Source organism: Photobacterium panuliri, assembly GCF_059920555.1.
In genome coordinates this window covers 1,184,951-1,203,752 of record NZ_CP197192.1, presented here as the reverse complement: position 1 = coordinate 1,203,752, position 18,802 = coordinate 1,184,951, and the positions used below count along the sequence as shown (strand labels likewise).

18 protein-coding genes are annotated in these 18,802 nt (G+C 49.1%); 8 read left to right on the top strand and 10 right to left on the bottom strand.

The genetic code is table 11. The features are described from left to right. Positions 1–77 precede the first annotated feature (77 nt). The 6 genes from secF to ACSF8X_RS05690 form a co-directional block, all read right to left on the bottom strand. Positions 78–1,025, bottom strand: coding sequence for a protein translocase subunit SecF (gene secF / locus ACSF8X_RS05715; protein WP_047878864.1), 948 nt, complete (start codon positions 1,023–1,025; stop codon positions 78–80). 12 nt (positions 1,026–1,037) lie between these two features. Beyond that, on the bottom strand, positions 1,038–2,891 hold the full coding sequence (gene secD, locus ACSF8X_RS05710; protein WP_500850893.1) for a protein translocase subunit SecD: 1,854 nt from the start codon (positions 2,889–2,891) through the stop codon (positions 1,038–1,040). A gap of 26 nt (positions 2,892–2,917) precedes the next feature. After that, positions 2,918–3,250 (bottom strand): preprotein translocase subunit YajC, encoded by a 333-nt coding sequence (gene yajC, locus ACSF8X_RS05705; RefSeq protein WP_047878866.1) that lies wholly within the window; start codon positions 3,248–3,250, stop codon positions 2,918–2,920. A gap of 16 nt (positions 3,251–3,266) precedes the next feature. Further along, entirely contained in the window at positions 3,267–4,397 is a 1,131-nt protein-coding gene (gene tgt / locus ACSF8X_RS05700; protein ID WP_047878867.1) for a tRNA guanosine(34) transglycosylase Tgt, read from the bottom strand. 269 nt (positions 4,398–4,666) lie between these two features. Beyond that, positions 4,667–5,719: a tRNA preQ1(34) S-adenosylmethionine ribosyltransferase-isomerase QueA gene (gene queA / locus ACSF8X_RS05695; protein WP_047878919.1), complete on the bottom strand. Its 1,053-nt coding sequence runs from the start codon at positions 5,717–5,719 to the stop codon at positions 4,667–4,669. 65 nt (positions 5,720–5,784) lie between these two features. Next, on the bottom strand, positions 5,785–6,891 hold the full coding sequence (locus tag ACSF8X_RS05690; RefSeq protein ID WP_500850892.1) for a S1 family peptidase: 1,107 nt from the start codon (positions 6,889–6,891) through the stop codon (positions 5,785–5,787). A 218-nt stretch (positions 6,892–7,109) separates the two neighbouring features. Between ACSF8X_RS05690 and ACSF8X_RS05685 the strand changes: the two genes are divergently transcribed. Next, positions 7,110–7,577 carry a CBS domain-containing protein gene (locus ACSF8X_RS05685; protein ID WP_047878868.1) on the top strand — a complete coding sequence of 156 codons (468 nt, stop codon included), beginning with the start codon at positions 7,110–7,112 and terminating at the stop codon, positions 7,575–7,577. A gap of 98 nt (positions 7,578–7,675) precedes the next feature. Here the strand turns inward: ACSF8X_RS05685 and ACSF8X_RS05680 are convergent, their stop codons facing one another. The 4 genes from ACSF8X_RS05680 to ACSF8X_RS05665 form a co-directional block, all read right to left on the bottom strand. Continuing rightward, positions 7,676–8,188 (bottom strand): hypothetical protein, encoded by a 513-nt coding sequence (locus ACSF8X_RS05680; RefSeq protein WP_500850891.1) that lies wholly within the window; start codon positions 8,186–8,188, stop codon positions 7,676–7,678. A gap of 173 nt (positions 8,189–8,361) precedes the next feature. Continuing rightward, positions 8,362–9,669, bottom strand: a complete 1,308-nt coding sequence (gene aceA, locus ACSF8X_RS05675) for an isocitrate lyase (RefSeq protein WP_047878870.1) — start codon at positions 9,667–9,669, stop codon at positions 8,362–8,364. A 107-nt stretch (positions 9,670–9,776) separates the two neighbouring features. After that, positions 9,777–11,387, bottom strand: coding sequence for a malate synthase A (gene aceB / locus ACSF8X_RS05670; RefSeq protein ID WP_500850890.1), 1,611 nt, complete (start codon positions 11,385–11,387; stop codon positions 9,777–9,779). Positions 11,388–12,002: 615 nt separating this feature from the next. Further along, on the bottom strand, positions 12,003–12,902 hold the full coding sequence (locus ACSF8X_RS05665; protein WP_047878872.1) for a hydrogen peroxide-inducible genes activator: 900 nt from the start codon (positions 12,900–12,902) through the stop codon (positions 12,003–12,005). A gap of 131 nt (positions 12,903–13,033) precedes the next feature. On the opposite strand from ACSF8X_RS05665, the gene ACSF8X_RS05660 reads away from it, so the two are divergent. From ACSF8X_RS05660 to ACSF8X_RS05630, 7 genes are all read left to right on the top strand, one after another. Beyond that, complete coding sequence (locus ACSF8X_RS05660) at positions 13,034–13,642, top strand: peroxiredoxin C (RefSeq protein WP_500850889.1); 609 nt, start codon at positions 13,034–13,036, stop codon at positions 13,640–13,642. A 274-nt stretch (positions 13,643–13,916) separates the two neighbouring features. Then, positions 13,917–14,672 carry a hypothetical protein gene (locus ACSF8X_RS05655; protein WP_500850888.1) on the top strand — a complete coding sequence of 252 codons (756 nt, stop codon included), beginning with the start codon at positions 13,917–13,919 and terminating at the stop codon, positions 14,670–14,672. Then, complete coding sequence (locus ACSF8X_RS05650) at positions 14,635–15,252, top strand: tetratricopeptide repeat protein (protein ID WP_500850887.1); 618 nt, start codon at positions 14,635–14,637, stop codon at positions 15,250–15,252. Before ACSF8X_RS05655 ends, ACSF8X_RS05650 begins: the two co-directional genes overlap by 38 nt. Before the next feature lie 139 nt (positions 15,253–15,391). Next, on the top strand, positions 15,392–16,138 hold the full coding sequence (locus tag ACSF8X_RS05645; RefSeq protein WP_500850886.1) for a copper homeostasis protein CutC: 747 nt from the start codon (positions 15,392–15,394) through the stop codon (positions 16,136–16,138). A gap of 139 nt (positions 16,139–16,277) precedes the next feature. After that, complete coding sequence (gene ppk2, locus ACSF8X_RS05640; RefSeq protein ID WP_047878875.1) at positions 16,278–17,087, top strand: polyphosphate kinase 2; 810 nt, start codon at positions 16,278–16,280, stop codon at positions 17,085–17,087. A gap of 102 nt (positions 17,088–17,189) precedes the next feature. Further along, complete coding sequence (locus ACSF8X_RS05635) at positions 17,190–18,122, top strand: LysR family transcriptional regulator (protein WP_500850885.1); 933 nt, start codon at positions 17,190–17,192, stop codon at positions 18,120–18,122. Positions 18,123–18,227: 105 nt separating this feature from the next. Beyond that, complete coding sequence (locus ACSF8X_RS05630) at positions 18,228–18,779, top strand: outer membrane beta-barrel protein (RefSeq protein WP_500850884.1); 552 nt, start codon at positions 18,228–18,230, stop codon at positions 18,777–18,779. Positions 18,780–18,802: the final 23 nt, after the last annotated feature.

Sequence of the window (18,802 nt, the reverse complement as noted above, 5' to 3'; positions counted from 1 at the left end):
GCGCTGAGCCTCGCGGCAACAAACATAAAAAAACGGAGCCGAAGCTCCGTTTTTGATCTCGTCGTTCTAGCCATACCTTATGGCATCGCGTCGAACTCCTCACCTTCTTTGTCTACCTGTGGTGGCATCAGGTGCTCACGGGTGATACCCAGTTTAAGCGCCAACGCCGATGCAACATAGATAGATGAATACGTACCCACAGTGATACCGATCAGCAATGCAGCAGCAAAGCCGTGGATCATGCTACCGCCTTTCACGAACAGGGCAATAACCACGAACAAGGTCGTTGCCGAAGTGATCAAGGTACGGCTCAAGGTCTGGGTAATCGAGCTGTTCATCACCTCGATAGCCGTTTCCTTGCGCATCTTACGGAAGTTTTCACGGATACGGTCAAAGACAACGATGGTATCGTTGAGCGAGTAACCGACAACCGTCAGCAATGCCGCGACAATCGTCAGGTCAATTTCGATCTGGGTGAACGAGAAGATACCAATGGTAATGATGATATCGTGAGCCAGTGCCAATACCGCACCGGCTGCCAGACGCCATTCAAAACGCATTGAGATATACAGCAAGATACAAAGCAGGGCCGCCAAAATGGCCAAACCGCCCGCTTCTGCCAGCTCGTCACCCACATTCGGGCCAACGAACTCGATACGGCGCATCTCTACGTTCTGGCCAGTCCCGCTCTTCAGTGCCTCGATGATCTGGTTACCCAGTTTTTCACCTTTGGCATCTTCACGTGGCTGCAGACGAACCATCACATCACGGGCGGTACCGAAGTTCTGCACGATGGCATCACCAAAACCCGCAGTTTCCAGTGATTGACGGATCTTAGGCAGTTCTACCGGTTGCTCGAAGCTCACCTCAATCAAGGTACCGCCAGTAAAATCAAGTCCCCAATTCAGCTTCTGGGTAGCCACAGTGCCTAGCGAGGCAACAATCATAATCGCCGAGAACACGAAAGCGAACTTCGACCAGCGCATAAAGTCGATCACTTTATCCGCCTTCATCAATTCAAACATGTCAGCGTCTCCTTAGATCGACAGTTTATCGACGCGCTTGCCGCCGTAAACCAAGTTAACCAGTGCACGGGTACCGATAATAGCCGTAAACATGGAAGTCAAAATACCGATAGACAGAGTCACGGCAAAACCTTTAATCGCACCCGTACCCACAGCAAACAAAATGATCGCGGTGATCAACGTTGTGATGTTGGCATCGGCAATGGTGCTGAATGCGTTGGCATAGCCTTGCTGAATCGCATGCTGCGGACTGCGTCCATCGCGTAGTTCTTCACGGATACGTTCGAAAATCAAAACGTTGGCGTCAACCGCCATACCGACTGTCAGAACGATACCGGCAATACCCGGCAAGGTCATAGTAGCCCCTGGAATCATCGACATGATGCCGATAATCAGCACAAGGTTCATCATCAGCGCCACATTGGCAAACAAGCCAAAGCGACGGTAGTAGAAGACGGTGAACAACATAACGGCAATCATGCCCCAGATACACGCCTGGATGCCCATGTCGATGTTCTGCTGACCCATTGATGGACCAATGGTACGCTCTTCGACAATGGAAATGGGTGCAATCAAGGCACCGGCACGCAATAGCAGGGCCAGGTTATGGGCTTCTGCCTGCGAGTCGATTCCCGTGATGCGGAAATTGCGGCCCAGTGCAGTCTGGATGGTTGCTTGGTTGATAACTTCTTCGTGCTTCTCAAGCATGACTTTGCCGTCAGGATCGCGCTTGCCACTGTCTTTGTATTCGGTAAAGACAGTTGCCATCAGCTTGCCGACATTGTTGCGCGAGAAAGCAGTCATCTTGCTGCCACCTTCGCTATCTAGCGAGATGTTAACCTGAGGACGGCCATATTCATCGGCACTTGAGCTTGCATCTGTGATGTGTGAACCTGATAGGATCACGCGTTTCTTCAGCACCACCGGACGGTCGTCACGGGTGTACTTCACTTCACTACCAGCAGGTACGCGGCCTGATGCAGCTGCAGCTAGATCAGCCGAGCTGTCAACTTCGCGGAACTCAAGCGTTGCGGTTGCACCAAGGATTTCCTTGGCACGCGCTGTGTCCTGAACACCCGGTAGCTCAACCACGATACGGTTGGCACCTTGGCGCTGAACCAATGGCTCGGCAACACCCAGCTCGTTCACTCGGTTACGCAAGATAGTAATGTTTTGCTCAACAGCGTAGTTACGGATTTCCTGTAGGCGGGCTTCCGTAAACGTCGCACTCAAGACAAAACGACCATTCTTGTCGCTGTCGGTAAAGACCATATCGGGATGCAGTTTCGCCAATGCCTGTGAGGCTTGTTCCAGCTGTTCCGCATTACGCAGGCGAACTTCCACCGCGTCCTTGGTCTTGCTGATCGCGCGGTAACGGATTTTGGCTTCACGCAACTCGGTACGGAAAGTCTCCTCCTGCTGACCAAGCAATTTCTCCATCGCAGCATCCATGTCGACTTCCATCAGGAAGTGCACGCCGCCGCGCAGGTCTAGGCCCAGTTTCATTGGCGTAGCGCCAATAGACTCTAGCCAAGCTGGCGTTGATGGTGCGAGGTTCAAGGCAACGACGTAATCATCGCCCAGTTTGTCATTGAGGATATCGCGAGCACTGATTTGAGTGTCAGTGTCGTTGAATCGGACCAAGACAGTACCGTTTTCGAATGCGACAGACTTATATGGGAGATTGTTTTGTTTCAAATCTTCGGTGACGGCATCCAGGGCAGCCATGTCTACCGAGGCGCCACGCGCCCCGGAGACTTGAATTGCCGGATCCTCACCGTATACATTGGGAAGTGCGTAAAGCAAACCGACGATCAGTGCGAACACTACCATCAAGTTCTTCCACAAGGGATAACGGTTTAACACTGCTGTGATCCTTCAAAGCAAATTTGTTACAGAGACTTCATCGTGCCTTTCGGTAGTACGGCAGTCACGAAATCTTTCTTGATGGTTACTTCATTGTTGTCGTTAAGCGCGATTACAATGTAGTCGTTCTCTTCTGACACCTTGGTGATTTTGCCAACTAGGCCACCGTTAGTAAGCACTTCATCGCCCTTGCCCATAGAAGACATAAGGTTCTTGTGCTCTTTAACGCGTTTCGCCTGTGGACGGTAAATCATGAAGTAGAAAATAACGGCAAATAGGCCCAGCATGATGAACAGCTGCATGCTGCCGCCCTGTGGTGCACCTTCTGCTGCTGCGTGTGCTTGAGAAATCAGACTCATTTACTAACGTCCTCGTTTAGTTGTTGTCGTTTAGTGGTGGAACTTCACGGTTACGACGCGCATAGAACTCTTCTACAAATGCATCGAAACGATCTTCTTCAATCGCCTTGCGGATACTTGCCATCAAACGCTGGTAGTAACGCAAGTTGTGGATTGTATTTAGGCGCGCACCCAGAATTTCGTTACACTTATCTAGGTGGTACAGATACGCCTTCGAGTAGTTGCGACAAGTGTAACAGTCACAGTGCGGATCGAGAGGGGTTGTATCTGTTTTATGTTTCGCATTACGGATCTTGATCACACCGCCGGTCACAAACAGGTGGCCATTTCGGGCATTTCGAGTAGGCATTACGCAGTCGAACATATCGATACCGCGACGTACACCCTCAACCAAGTCTTCCGGCTTGCCCACACCCATCAGGTAGCGAGGCTTGTCTTGTGGCAACTGAGGACAGGTATGCTCCAAAATACGGTGCATGTCTTCTTTCGGCTCGCCAACGGCCAAGCCGCCAACCGCGTAGCCGTCGAAACCGATCTTAGTCAGGCCTTCCACAGACACGTCGCGCAAGTCTTCGTATACACCACCTTGAACAATACCAAACAGTGCATTTGGATTTTCTTGGCGGTCAAACTCGTTGCGGCTACGTTGTGCCCAGCGCAGTGACATTTCCATCGATGTTTTCGCTTCATCATGCGTCGCAGGATAAGGCGTACATTCATCAAAAATCATCACAATATCAGAGCCAAGATCGTATTGGATTTGCATTGATTTCTCTGCATCCATGAAGATCTTGTCGCCGTTTACCGGGTTGCGGAAATGCACACCTTCTTCAGTGATCTTACGCATAGCACCTAGGCTGAATACCTGGAAACCGCCTGAATCCGTCAGGATTGGGCCCTGCCAATTCATGAAATCATGCAGGTCACCGTGTAGCTTCATCACTTCTTGACCTGGGCGTAGCCACAGGTGGAAGGTGTTACCCAACAAGATTTGCGCACCGGTGTCTTTCACTTCCTCCGGTGTCATACCTTTTACCGTACCGTAAGTACCTACTGGCATGAATGCCGGGGTTTCTACCGTACCACGTTCAAACACCAAGCGGCCTCGACGGGCATTGCCTTGGGTTTTATCTAATTCAAATTTCACACAGCCTCCAACAGCCAGAGAAACAATCTGACATACCCCTCCCGAACACAATGTTCAAGAGGACCGACAAGGCAGCCATTCGCCACCCAGTCTTACATTAAAGCAGCAATGGCAAGGGCCCGCTGCCTATTCTCCACCTTGCCGTATCGACAAGCGGAGGAATTCGCTATCAGCCGAAAAACACTTTCTCAGCCAATAAAAAAGACAAAGGCTGCATTTTACCAAATGCAGCCTGAAGTCACACTGACTTAGATGTAATTAATTGCTGATTATTTAACCTGCCGAGTAACAAACATCGAATCGCCGTAACTAAAGAATCGATATTTATTTTCAACAGCTTGCTGATAAGCATTCATCGTATGCTCATAGCCGGCAAACGCACTGACCAACATGATCAACGTTGACTCAGGCAGGTGGAAGTTAGTGATCAGCACATCAATCAGCTGGAACTCATACCCCGGGTAGATAAAGATCTCGGTATCACCGAAAAACGGCTTCAGCTCAGTGCCATTTTTCACAGCATCCTGAGCGGCACTCTCGAGCGAGCGTACAGAAGTCGTACCTACCGCAATCACCCGGCCGCCATTGGCCTTGGTCTCATTAACAGCAGCAACAACATCAGCCGGTACTTCAACGTACTCGGCATGCATGTGGTGATCAAGAATATTGTCCACCCGCACCGGCTGGAAAGTACCTGCACCAACATGCAAGGTAACGAATGCAAAGCTTGCACCTTTGGCCTTGATCGCCGCTAGCAGCTCATCGTCAAAGTGCAGACCGGCTGTCGGTGCCGCAACCGCACCCGGTTTGGCGTTATACACGGTCTGGTAACGCTCTTTGTCTGCATCTTCATCCGGACGGTCAATGTACGGAGGCAGTGGCATATGGCCCACTTCTTCGAGAATTTCCAACACTGTCTTTTCGCTATCAAAGCGGATTTCAAACAGTGCGTCGTGGCGGGCGACCATCTCTGCCTTGTAATCGTCATTTTCGCCAAGTAACAACTCATTGCCCGGCTTCGGTGCTTTTGACGCACGTACGTGTGCCAGAATCGACTTGTCGTCAAGCATACGCTCGACCAGTACCTCAATCTTGCCACCAGACGCCTTGCGACCAAACAAACGGGCAGGGATCACGCGAGTATTGTTAAATACCAACAAATCGCCAGGCATAACTAAATCAAGTACATCCTTGAAGCCTTTATGCGTCAGCTCGCCGGTATTGCCGTCCAACTGCAGTAGGCGACTCGCCGTACGCTCAGGTTGTGGGTAACGAGCAATCAGCTCATCGGGAAGATCAAAGTGAAAATCGGAAACTTGCATCATCATGGCCCTAAATTACAGCAAGCCGCCATTATATCCATATGCGGTATTGAGAGTCGACTCTACTATTGCTGCAACGAGGATGCAGGCACGATACGCCTCCGACGATACAGGGCTAGCCAACCCACAGCACATAGCCACCACCACGATAAGCTACCACCACCACTGTCGCCACCAGTGTTGTCGATGGTGATAGTGGTTACTCCCTCCTCGTTCTCTGCCGGATAATCAGCCTCAAAGGGATTCACTTTGAAACTCGGCGTTGGCTGCCCAAAAATCGACTCTCCCGCCTCTGCGGCGATCCAGCCACGGTATGTCGCCGTTTCCGTGTACACGCCAGGGAGGCGGCCGGCACATCCTTCGCCAAAACTGACCAACCCAACCAGACGCAAGCCAAAATCACTATCCCCAGCCCGCAGTGGGTTCTGCCAGACAAGCGGCCCGCCGGAATCACCAAAACAGCTATCGCGGGCTAAATCCGGCGATGTCGAGCCGGCACAGAGATAGATAGGGTAATCAAGGCCGGTGATATTGGCTCCCCACAAACTGTCGCAGCGAAAATCCGGGACACCGGAAAGTAAGGTCTGACGCAGTCGAGTCGATCCCGAGTTGGGATCGCTAGGATCGGTACTCCCCCAGCCAGAGACTAGCAGATTGGCGATACGCTCGCCGTTATCCACCCAACCACTATTGAAAGCCAAGTCAGCATCAAATTGCTCATCGGTCGTTGCCACTTGAATCGGTACCACCGTATCAGGCAGCGCGGATGATAACTTCAAAATCGCGATATCATTGGCAAATCGAAAGGCATTGTAGCTAGGGTGGATAACCAATTCCCTTACTGACACAGCGTTAGAGGCACTGGCACTGAAAATACTGGTGATCCCCGCCCACACCTCAATATCATTAACCGATACCGTCTCTCCGTCATTCCGTAGGCAATGGGCAGCCGTCACCACGACATCCGGACTAATAACCACCCCACCACAGATAAATGTCCTCACCGTGCCGTTCGTACGATAGGTCATATTGAGATATGCCTGCCAAGGCAACTCACTATTGCCTGAAACAATCCCCCCTATGACCCTAGGTTCTGGTGCAGGATCGCTACCCCAACTCTCCCCTGTACCAAACAGGCAAATAAAGCACAGCAAAAGCAACGACCTACCCATCTACACATTCCTATATAACATACTATGTAATGAGTATATGACAGCTATTGAAAATTAACTTATGAGAAACAAATGAGACACAAGCAAACAACCTTCCGATTCTTTGACTCTCGTCATAGGAGAGAATGGCAGGATTCGCTACAGTCAAATAAGTAGCAAGGCAATACGATCTTATAGGCCTGCTCATGCAGGCAGTAAAAACAAGCTTGGAGGCCTGTATGTTTACCGTCGCAGATATGATGACCCCGCACCCCCATACCCTGACAGCATCGCACACTCTTGCCGATGCCAAGCACCTCATGGACAAGCACCACGTTCACCACATTCCGGTGACCGACAAAGACAACCACCTAATCGGCCTCGTTAGCCAGCGGGACATACTGGCAGCCCAGGAATCCTGCCTCGAACACATTACGAAAAGCAACTTCATCTCTGCGCTGGATATCCCGCTCGAGCAAGCGATGCACCGCCAGCTCCACAGCGTTGCTCCCAATGCAGGCCTAAAAGAAGCAGCAATGTATATGCAAAAACGCCAAATTGGCTGCTTGCCGATTGTTAACCACAATAAATTAATCGGCATCATCACTGACACCGATTTCGTTTCGATTGCGATTAATTTACTGGAGATACAAGAAGAGATAGAGCCTATCGATGAAGACGGGGATAACCTCGAAACAGACTTTTAGCCATTAGCAAATAGCAAATATCGCCAGAAAGTCATGAGATAGGCTTTCTGGCCATACTCTTTTGCTGTTCATAGCCTTGCAAACAGCTCATGCATGGCTTAGATATGGCCGTTACTAACAAACGTTACTGTCGGTGCATTTCCCTGCGGATCGCTCTCCAACTGGATCCGGCTAAAATAGACGTGGCAATCTGACGTAACCACAGCAGGTCCCCCCTGTGATTGTGCCGTGAAAGATACCTGCTCGCGGCTAAGATACTTCTCCTTGATAAACTGCATCGCCAACAGGGTCTCATGACGGTAATTCAGCTTGATCATCATATGCCGCATCGCGTCAATAAAAGAGTCGCTGTCATTACCCATACTTACCGTAACCTGTTCACAAGACGCCAACTGCGATACCGTCGTATCCAGCTCCCCTTCCGCAAGATCAAGCACAATTTCAACCGTCCAGGGCTCGCTTTCTGACAGCGTATTTACCCGACCATGCCAATAACTATCCTGCGCCCAAGCAGACAAACTTGCCCCAACCCCTATTGCTATCAATAGGCCACTTTTAAGATACATACCCAAGTCAATAATCCCAGCTGACCAGCCATCAAACAAAACCATAGACTATCAATAACTTAAGATTCAGTGGGGAGAGCGGCCCACATTAGCGAGTGACATCACCAATCCCGTGCAATGACTGTGTCGCTTTTATCCACAAACAAACAGAGCGCCTCAGCGGCGCTCTTCGTTTGGTGAACTATTGCTTGCTAACAGCAGGTTTACTGCTGATGCTGCTATTTGAACTGCTCTTCCTCGGTTGAGCCCGTCAAGGCGGTTACTGATGAGTTCCCCCCCTGAATGGTGTTGGTCATCTTGTCGAAATAACCGGTACCCACTTCCTGCTGGTGAGCCACGAAGGTGTAACCCTTCTCGGCCGCCTCAAACTCTGGACGCTGTACTTTCTCAACATAGTGGCGCATGCCTTCACCCTGTGCGTAAGCATGGGCAAGCTCAAACATGTTGAACCACATGTTATGGATCCCCGCCAGCGTAATAAACTGGTACTTATAGCCCATGTCCGACAGCTCTTGCTGGAACTTAGCAATGGTCTCTGCGTCGAGGTTCTTCTCCCAGTTGAACGATGGCGAGCAGTTATATGCCAACAGCTGATCCGGGTACTGGGCATGGATAGCCTCGGCGAACTTACGCGCCTCCTCAAGGCAAGGCGTAGCCGTTTCACACCAAATCAAGTCAGCATACGGGGCATAAGCCAAACCGCGGGCTATCGCCTGATCAATACCGGCACGCACACGGTAGAAACCTTCTGCAGTACGCTCGCCAACAATGAAGTCCTTGTCATACGGGTCGCAGTCAGATGTCAGCAAGTCTGCCGCGTTGGCATCGGTACGGGCGATAACCAGTGTTGTCGTACCTGCCACATCGGCCGCCAGACGTGCTGCAACCAGCTTCTGCACCGCTTCTTGAGTCGGTACCAATACCTTGCCGCCCATATGGCCACACTTCTTGACCGATGCCAACTGATCTTCAAAATGCACACCCGCCGCCCCAGCATCAATCATATTACGCATCAGCTCATAGGCATTAAGTACGCCGCCAAATCCGGCCTCGGCATCGGCAACAATCGGCAAGAAGTAATCAATCCCCTCCTCTGGTGAACTTCCGTTCGACCATTGAATTTGATCCGCACGGCGGAATGAATTGTTGATTCGCTTAACAACGGCAGGTACAGAATCTACGGGATAAAGCGACTGATCGGGGTACATCGAACTGGCCGTATTGTTATCAGCAGCAACCTGCCAGCCAGAGAGGTAAATAGCCTCAATACCGGCCTTCGCCTGCTGCACCGCCTGACCGCCAGTCAATGCCCCTAGGCAATTGACATACCCTTTCTTGGCTCCACCGTTCACGAGATCCCATAGCTTGTCGGCACCACGCTGAGCAATGGTATTGGCTGGCGCAAACGAGCCACGCAAGTTAATCACTTCCTCTGCGGTGTAGGTACGCTTTACATGCTTCCAACGTGGGTTCTCAGCCCAGTCCTTTTCCAATGCTTCAATTTGTTGCTGGCGAGTTAATGTCATAATGATGTCCCTCGTTTCATTTGGCGATAATTCGCATCACATTTCGTTATTGAACTGACTCAGGCCATTCCCGACCAATGCCGACCGGCCTTCCTTTCTTGTTATGACTAAGGCAGGTACTCGTATCCCGGCAAGGTCAGGAAATTCACCAATTCATCACTGGTGGTCAACTGGGCCATCAACACAGCCGCTTCGTCATAACGCCCTTTGGCAAAATGCGCCTCGCCCAGCTCCTGCTCCAATACCTGCATTTCTTCGCTGAGCATCTGCTCGAACAAGGCTTTGGTCACGACCTTGCCATTACTCAATGACTGGCCGTGTCTGATCCACTGCCAGATAGAGGCTCGGGAGATCTCCGCCGTGGCGGCATCTTCCATCAAACCGTAAATTGGGACACAGCCATTACCGGAGATCCATGCTTCGATATATTGCACGGCCACCCGAATGTTATGCCGCATCCCCTCCTCGGTACGCTCGCCCTCGCACGGTGCCAATAACTCAGCGGCACTGATCGGCGCATCCTCGTGCCGCGTGACATCCAACTGATTGCTGCGCTCACCAAGTACGGCATCAAATACCGCCATTGCCGTACCGGCTAGACCAGGATGCGCGACCCATGTACCGTCATGCCCATTGTTGGCCTCCAGAGATTTGTCGGTCTGAATTTTGTTCAGCACCCAAGCGTTCTGCTCCGGCTCTTTAGACGGAATAAAGGCCGCCATCCCCCCCATCGCAAATGCACCACGGCGATGACAGGTTTTCACCAACAGGCGGGAATAGGCATTGAGGAAGGGCTTCTCCATCGTCACGACTTGGCGATCAGGCAAGATACGGTCGGGATGATTGCGCAGTGTCTTGATATAGCTAAAAATATAGTCCCAACGTCCACAGTTGAGACCGACAATATGCTCCTTGAGGCTATAGAGGATCTCGTCCATTTCAAACACTGCAGGCAAGGTTTCGATCAAGACCGTAGCCTTAATTGTCCCGCGAGCCAGACCGAATTCATCTTCAGCAAAACTGAAGACCTCGCTCCACCATGCCGCCTCCTGATACGCTTGCAACTTGGGGATGTAAAAGTACGGACCGCTTCCCTTTTCAAGCAACTGCCGGTGGTTGTGGAAGAAATACAGGGCAAAATCCATCAAGCAGCCAGGGATCGGCTCGCCTTGCCAAAACAGATGTTTTTCCGGCAGGTGAAGCCCCCTAACCCGGCAGATCAGCACTGCGGGATCCTCCGCCAGCTCATAGTGCTTTCCCGTTTCTGGCTGGGTATAGGAAATCGTACCATTCACCGCATCTCGCAGATTGCGATGACCCTCAATCACTTCATCCCATGCGGGTGAGAAAGAGTCCTCGAAGTCAGCCATAAAAACCTTTACATCGGCATTCAAGGCATTGATGACCATCTTGCGCTCGACCGGCCCAGTAATTTCAACTCGGCGATCCTGCAGATCCTTAGGAATACTCTGGATCTTCCAGCCCTCTTGGCGAATCGATGCCGTCTCTGGCAAGAAGTCCGGCAACTGACCTTCGTCAATCGCCGCCTGACGCTGTTCGCGGGTAGCAAGAAGTTCAGGGACACGGGAAGCAAAACGTTGAACGAGTTTTTCCAGAAATTGCAAAGCGTCCTTACTGAGAAGAGATGCCTGCTCGGGGGTCAATGCTGCCTGAAGGGATAATTTAACCTCGTGGCCGCCAGTATGTGTTCTATCCATTTAATTCGCTCCCTTACACCTGTAACTTAATCACCACTTTTATCAGTAATAACTATACCAACACCATTTCACACCATAGGCTTAACGGCCTATTTACGTTGCCGCAACAAACGAAGAATTGCAAATTTGTCGTTTTACCACCAGCCAAGACATTTTGAGCAAAACACCTATTATTCAATTAGTTAATCAATATAGAGTTAAAACTCAAAACACTAAATTGAAACAGAATTCAGCTATTTACTCGGTTTTACGAATCAGGCTGATGACTTTAGCAATGTGTTTGTAATTACGTAAATAAATTACATAACAAACCTCTTTGCTCGGGCAATCAAATATGCGTTTCAAACATATTTACCAAAACCAAGAATAGACAATACATTTAATAAACAAAAAATTAATCGCATGAAAATGTGAAGTTTTGGACACCAACATGGAAAGACTGTGTGTCATCGGTTTCATTTGTTTGTGATGCGAAACAAAATAAACCTACAAAATTGATTGATTAAGGGCGAAGCCTGCAATGAGGATCATAATGAGAATAGGAGGGAATATAGGATAATATGCTGAAAGAAGGCCTTTTCTTCCAGCACTGAGTTAGCATGGCAAAGAATCAGGTTATAAAAGTCCCTTCACGATATCAGCCAATTGGTCAAAAGTCCGGGTACGGCTCGACGTCGGTCGCCAAACCAGCCCAATTTCTCGATACGCCTCGTCCTGACCCGGTGGTTCAATCACCACCAAATTCATGTTATCCACCAAACCGTGGTCAATGGCCATTTGGGGAATAAACGTCGTTCCGAGGCCGTTGGCCACCATCTGTACCAGAGTGTGCAAGCTGGTTGCCGTGAACGGATTAATCTTCTCCTTACTAGTCAAACGGCAGGCCGAAACAGCGTGGTCGGTCAGGCAGTGTTCTTTTTCCAGCAAGAATACCGATTCGTCCGGCAAGTCAGCATAACGAAGCGGCACGCTGACCTTATTAGCCTGATTATGGCTGATCACCATCTTGAACGGGTCTCGGCCGACAACTTGGCTATGCATTCCGAAAATCTCTACTGGCAAAGCAAGGATCAGCACATCCATCTCGCCGTTGCGCAAGGCAGCCAGCAGATTAGTGGTCGTATCTTCACGCAGCAGCAAGTTCAGTTTCGGGTAAAGACGGTTGACCTCCTGTACGAGATCACACAGCAGAAACGGCGCAATGGTCGGAATACATCCAACCCGTAGCGGCCCTTCCATGCCATCACCCTTGCAGCTAGCTAACTCCATCAAATCTTGGCTGCGAGCCAGCAGTTCACGACTGCGGCTCACCACATCCTCGCCGGTTGAGGTAAACACCAAGGATTTGTTGTCGCGCTCTATAAGCTGACAACCGAGTAGGTCTTCGAGGTTCTGTATGCCTGAGCTCAATGTCGACTGGCTCACGAAGCAGCGCTTGGCGGCTTCGCCGAAGTGCCGGGTTTCAAACAGGGTCACAAGATAGTGGAGCTGTTTGAGGGAAGGAAATTTGCTCATCGTATTTTTCGATTGTATTAATCTATTTATTCCGCTTTTTTCAATCTACCAGTTTCGATATAGTTTGTCTCGTCCAAACACGGAGCCACCAAAAAAGTTGGCGACAACCCAAAATTATTAGGAGCACCAAGATGGTACTAGTAGGTCGTAAAGCACCAGATTTTACTGCTGCAGCTGTTCTAGGTAACGGCGAAATCGTTGAGAACTTCAACTTTGCAGAATTCACACAAGGTAAAAAAGCGGTAGTTTTCTTCTACCCACTAGACTTCACTTTCGTATGCCCTTCTGAACTGATCGCTTTCGACAAGCGTTTCGAAGAGTTCCAGACTAAAGGCGTAGAAGTAATTGGTGTTTCTATCGACTCTCAGTTCTCTCATAACGCATGGCGTAACACTGCAGTAGAGAACGGCGGTATCGGTCAGGTTAAATACCCACTAGTTGCTGACGTTAAGCACGAAATCTGCAAAGCTTACGATGTTGAGCACCCAGAAGCAGGCGTTGCTTTCCGTGGTTCTTTCCTAATCGACGAGGAAGGCATGGTACGTCACCAGGTAGTAAACGACCTACCACTAGGCCGTAACATCGACGAAATGCTACGTATGGTTGATGCACTTAACTTCCACCAGAAGCACGGTGAAGTTTGCCCAGCACAGTGGGAAGAAGGCAAAGCTGGTATGGATGCATCTCCAAAAGGTGTTGCCGCTTACCTTTCTGAGCACACTTCAGACCTAGGCAAGTAATTGCCCCATAGCACCATGCTCACGGTGCTAGGCGAAATAAACGCTAAAGCGTAAAGCCAATTGTCAGCCAAAGGCAAAAATAATGAGGCCCGGACACACCGGGCCCTTTTTGTATCTGCCGTTTATCATTTCAAAAAATCCCATACACACCTTTTTATTAATGTAACAATCAGGTGTGCATTTACATTTTTTATTGATTTGTTTCTATCTTATATATTTACTTGTGGTGAAATGTAAATATGTAACCTAATATACTCATTTTTAGGGTTAGCATATGAAATACAGAATTTTGACACAAAATGGGAGTTATAGCTTAAGTTCTAACTTTTATGACTATTTATATCCATCAAGCTCTCTAAGAGAATACTGTTACAGTATCGAGCTTAACGTCGGAGTATCAAAAAAATCAAAGGAAGATAAATTTAGCACTTACGCAGGTGATTTAAAAAAAGTAATTCCAGAAACTAATGGGCAATCAAGAAAACAAGCATTTTTAGAAAAACTAGACAAAGCCAACCAGCAAAACTTTAGCTATGTGAACAAGATTCAAAACAAACCTTATTTAAATAAAGCACCAAAATTACTAGCCCCAATCAAACCATCAACAACAATGACACCTCAAGCAATACGTAAAGCCGGCCGAGCTATGGCTATTGGTATAATAGCCCAAAAGGCTAGAAGCCAAGTTTTACTTAAAACAATTAAATTCTCATTAAATGAAGTTATTGCTAAAGTAAAAGAAAAACACCCAAATGCTAACAGTGCTGTTTTAGTTGCATCTATTTACTATTTAAAAGCAAATCCAGATTATGGTCGTTCACCTAATCTCAGAGGTATTTATTTTGATGGTTTAATTGATTATGCAGAAAACATCATTCCATATAATTATGTAGAAACAAGAGTCGAATCACTTTGCGGAAACACATTAAAACAAAGGGCAGAAATATTTAAAGAGCTTGTCGATATTAACAAAATAAACAATAGAGGCGTATATGACACGGCATCACTTTTCATCCTCTGTGAGTGGTAAAATCATCTCACTTGTTTTTTTAATCGCGGTCTTAACCGTTTCATACTTTAGTTACGATTTTTATCAGAGAGATAGGTTATTCTCTCAAGCTATATCATTAATTGATAAAAATGATAACGATAGTATAGTATTGGCGATTGAGATTCTGAATGAATTATCTGAAAAAGGACATTCAGCAGCACAATATAGATTAGCAGAAATACTCTTAGATAGTGATATGACTACAGCTATGCAATGGCTCGCTGTATTAGCCGAAAAAGAAAATCCTCATGGTCTAGAACTCCTTGGGTTAATACAATTAGAAAATGGTAATATCCAAGAAGGGTATGCCAATATTCGCCAAGCCGCCACGTTGCAACATGCTAACAGTCAACTTTATCTTGCCTTGTGTTTTGATATGGGCAATTGTGGTTTTCCACCCGATGAAAAACTTGCTATTTATTGGGCACAGCAAGCCAAACGTAACGAAGAACCCGCGGCTCTGTTACTCTTGGATAAGTACTCTAATCAGATCTCAGAATCAAAGCCTCAAATCGATGAACCTAAAAAACACCGTGCACTCATGGCAACCTTAAAGTAGTAAAACAATCAGCCTGATTGGCGATCAGTCAGGCCGATCACACTATTGAACAACCACGCCTTTTCGCGCTTTTTACGGCTCGCCTCGACTCTGACCATCCATTACACTCTGCACAATATCCACTACTTTTCCCGACCCTATGCTAAAGAATCTCGAAGTTTGTATCGACAATATCGAATCACTCCACCATGCCCAGCAAGGTGGTGCTACCCGTATCGAGCTCTGCTCCTCGCTCGCCCTCGGTGGGCTGACCCCCAATGCCGGCCTGATGCAGCTTGCTGCCCGCAATGCCTCTATTCCCGTCTATGCCATGATCCGCCCACGCCAAGGCGACTTCTTGTTTACCGACCAAGACAAGGAAATCATGCTGGCCGATGTTCATGCCGCCAAGCAAGCGGGACTACAGGGTGTCGTCGTCGGCGTTCTCAATCCAGACAGCAGCATTGACCAAACCCTCCTACATGATTTGTGCCAAGCAGCCAACGGGATGGGCGTGACCTTCCACCGTGCCATCGACCAGTGCATTGAACCCATTGCCGCCCTCGATATCATCATGACGCAGGGCTGCGAGCGGGTGCTCACCTCGGGGCTAAAAGCCAATGCCGAACAGGGGATCCCGATGCTCAAACAAATGGTCGACTATTGCGGCAAGCGCCTCTCAATCATGGCTGGAGCAGGTGTCACGGCCGACAATGTCGCCCGTATCGTCAGCCAAACTGGCGTGCAGGAAGTCCACCTTTCCGGCAAGAGTCAGCGTGCCAGCCTAATGACCCAATTCTCGCGCGATGCCTATATGGGCAGCGCCGATATTGATGACTTCGCGATTCCTGTCACCGACAGCGCTAAAATCGCAGCCGTTGTCCGAGCCCTGAACACATCGTCCTGACAGGCTCTTCCCGGTGGTGTCTCCGTCCACCGCTGGGACTTTTCCATCAAGCCCCATCTTTATCTTGACGATATATTCGTCAACACCATGATTGGCTGTTACTCTTTTGTTATCGGCAAATAACGGTATAGAGATCGCTATGTCTTTCAATCCTTCCAAGAAAAAGCTCGCCAAAAAAGACTACGACAACGAACTTGAAAAACTACAGATCGAACTGGTCAAACTGCAGGAGTGGATCAAGCAAGAAGGCCTGAAAGTCGTGGTGATTTTCGAGGGACGTGACGCCGCCGGCAAGGGCGGAGTGATCAAACGCATCACCGAAAAGCTCAACCCTAGGGTATGCCGAATCGTCGCCCTTCCCCAGCCAACCGAAAAAGAGAAGACCCAATGGTACTTCCAGCGCTACGTCGCCCACCTGCCTGCTGCGGGTGAAATGGTGCTATTCGACCGTAGCTGGTACAACCGGGCCGGGGTAGAAAAAGTAATGGGGTTCTGTACCGACAAAGAGTACGAGGAGTTTCTCCGCTCCTGCCCCGAATTTGAGCGCATGTTGAAACGCTCGGGGATCATCTTGCTCAAATATTGGTTCTCCGTATCCGACGAAGAGCAGGAAAAACGCTTCTTAGAGCGGATCAACACCCCCATCAAACGCTGGAAGTTCAGCCCGATGGATCTCGAGTCACGCGACCGCTGGGCCGACTATTCCGCCGCCAAAGACAGAATGTTCGCCTATACCGATACCAAGCAATGCCCGTGGTGGGTTGTCGTGGCCGACAACAAAAAACGCGCCCGCATCAACTGTATCTCCCACCTGCTGACACAAATTCCCTACGAGGAAATCCACTACCCAATTATTGAACTGCCGGAGGTCAACAAAGAAGGCTACATCCGCGCTCCGCTGGAAAACCAAACCTTTGTCCCCGATCGTTTCAACAATGATGACGAATAAACAGGAAAGAAAGACAAAGTGGATGAACCAGACGTACTCCGTATCCTTCATCGTGATCGTTAGGTAAGATAAGCTGACAATGCCAATGGAAGGAGCCCTATTATGGCAAAAGATCTCTCAGCCAATCTGGACCTCAACCTCCTGCGTACCTTGCTGATCATCTATCAAGAGCGGAATCTACGTAAAGCCGCCGAGCGATTATTCGTTACCCAACCCGCACTCAGCCATGCTTTGCAAAAGCTCCGTCACCATTTCAATGACGACCTATTCAGCAAAACCCAAGGCGGACTAGCCCCAACCCCATATGCCATTGAGCTCTGCAGCCACCTAGAACCTGCACTTGGCTCCCTCTTTGATGCCATCAATAGCCAGCAGGCATTCGAACCCAGTGAGCTAACCGGCAAACTACAAATCGCATTGGCACCGCAATACCTAGCCGCTTATGGCTGTAAAATCTACCGGGCTATCGCCCAACAGGCTCCAACTCTTAGCCTATCGCTCGTTAAATGGACCAGCACCACATTTGAAGATATTGCCAATGGCAAGACCCAAATGGGGATCAACTACGATATTCCCCATACAAAGAAAACACTCTATCGCCGTAACCTTTCACCCGGCTACGCAACCATTTATGCCCGCCGTGATCACCCTTATCACGGGGCAACCATTGATGCCCATCAATCAGCCCCCTACCCATGGGCCAGCCTGATCATCCCCGACCGCAATGAACATGTTACCGATCTCGAAACCTACCTAGCCCAATATGGTATAACCCCGACTATCAACTTCCGCTCGACCTCTCCAGAAGTCATCCTCGATGCCCTTCGCCACAGTGATATGCTGTTTCCCTCGATTGATGGTTTAGTCCGTGATGACGACCCAACAATTCGTAAAATCATCCCTGTCACCAATGGCGAATACCATCAATTCCACACTGTATGCTTTTATTCTCAAACCCAACACAATGCCCCGCTGATGCAATGGCTTTACAACATCGTCGATACCACGTGCCACCCTCATAACGCTGGCTTATAACCGATATCAACCTTGCTGATTGGCCTTTGCCATAACCCAGCCTATATCCTACCTCTGCTGATAAGGAGATCCGTGCCGATCCTGATCTAACTTTCAAGAGGTACCATGAAAAGACTATTACTCCTAGCCTGCTTCTCTCCGGCACTATTTGCCAGCCCCTCAGCCGACAACCTGTATATAGGTGCCGTGACGGGCTTTAGTTACTATGAACACTTTACCTTCCCGCTAACCTTTGGCCTCACAGTGGGATACCAGCACCCCCTCACCCCAAACTATAGCTTGGCTATTGAAGTCGAAGGCACGGAGGTCGGAAACGGTGGGTACTTCAAGAACTGGAAATATATTGACTACCAAACCTACTCTTGGGGGCTAAACGTCAAACCAAAGTACCATTTCCATATCGGTCACAAGCCATCCTACGTGGCTGGCATCGCCGGTATACACAAAATGAAAGAAACACGCTCGATGCGGGGGGATGGTGGGGAATATCAGAAGTTCAAGGACTACAGTATGGCCGGTCTGGCTGGATTTGAAATAGGAAGTCGCATGACAGACAAACTCGATCTCATCGCCTCGATAAAATACCGCCGTACGACACTCTTTGATGAAAACAATAACTATCTAAGCTACAACTTCGGCATTCAGTATAATTTCTGACACGACACGAACATCGCCCCGGA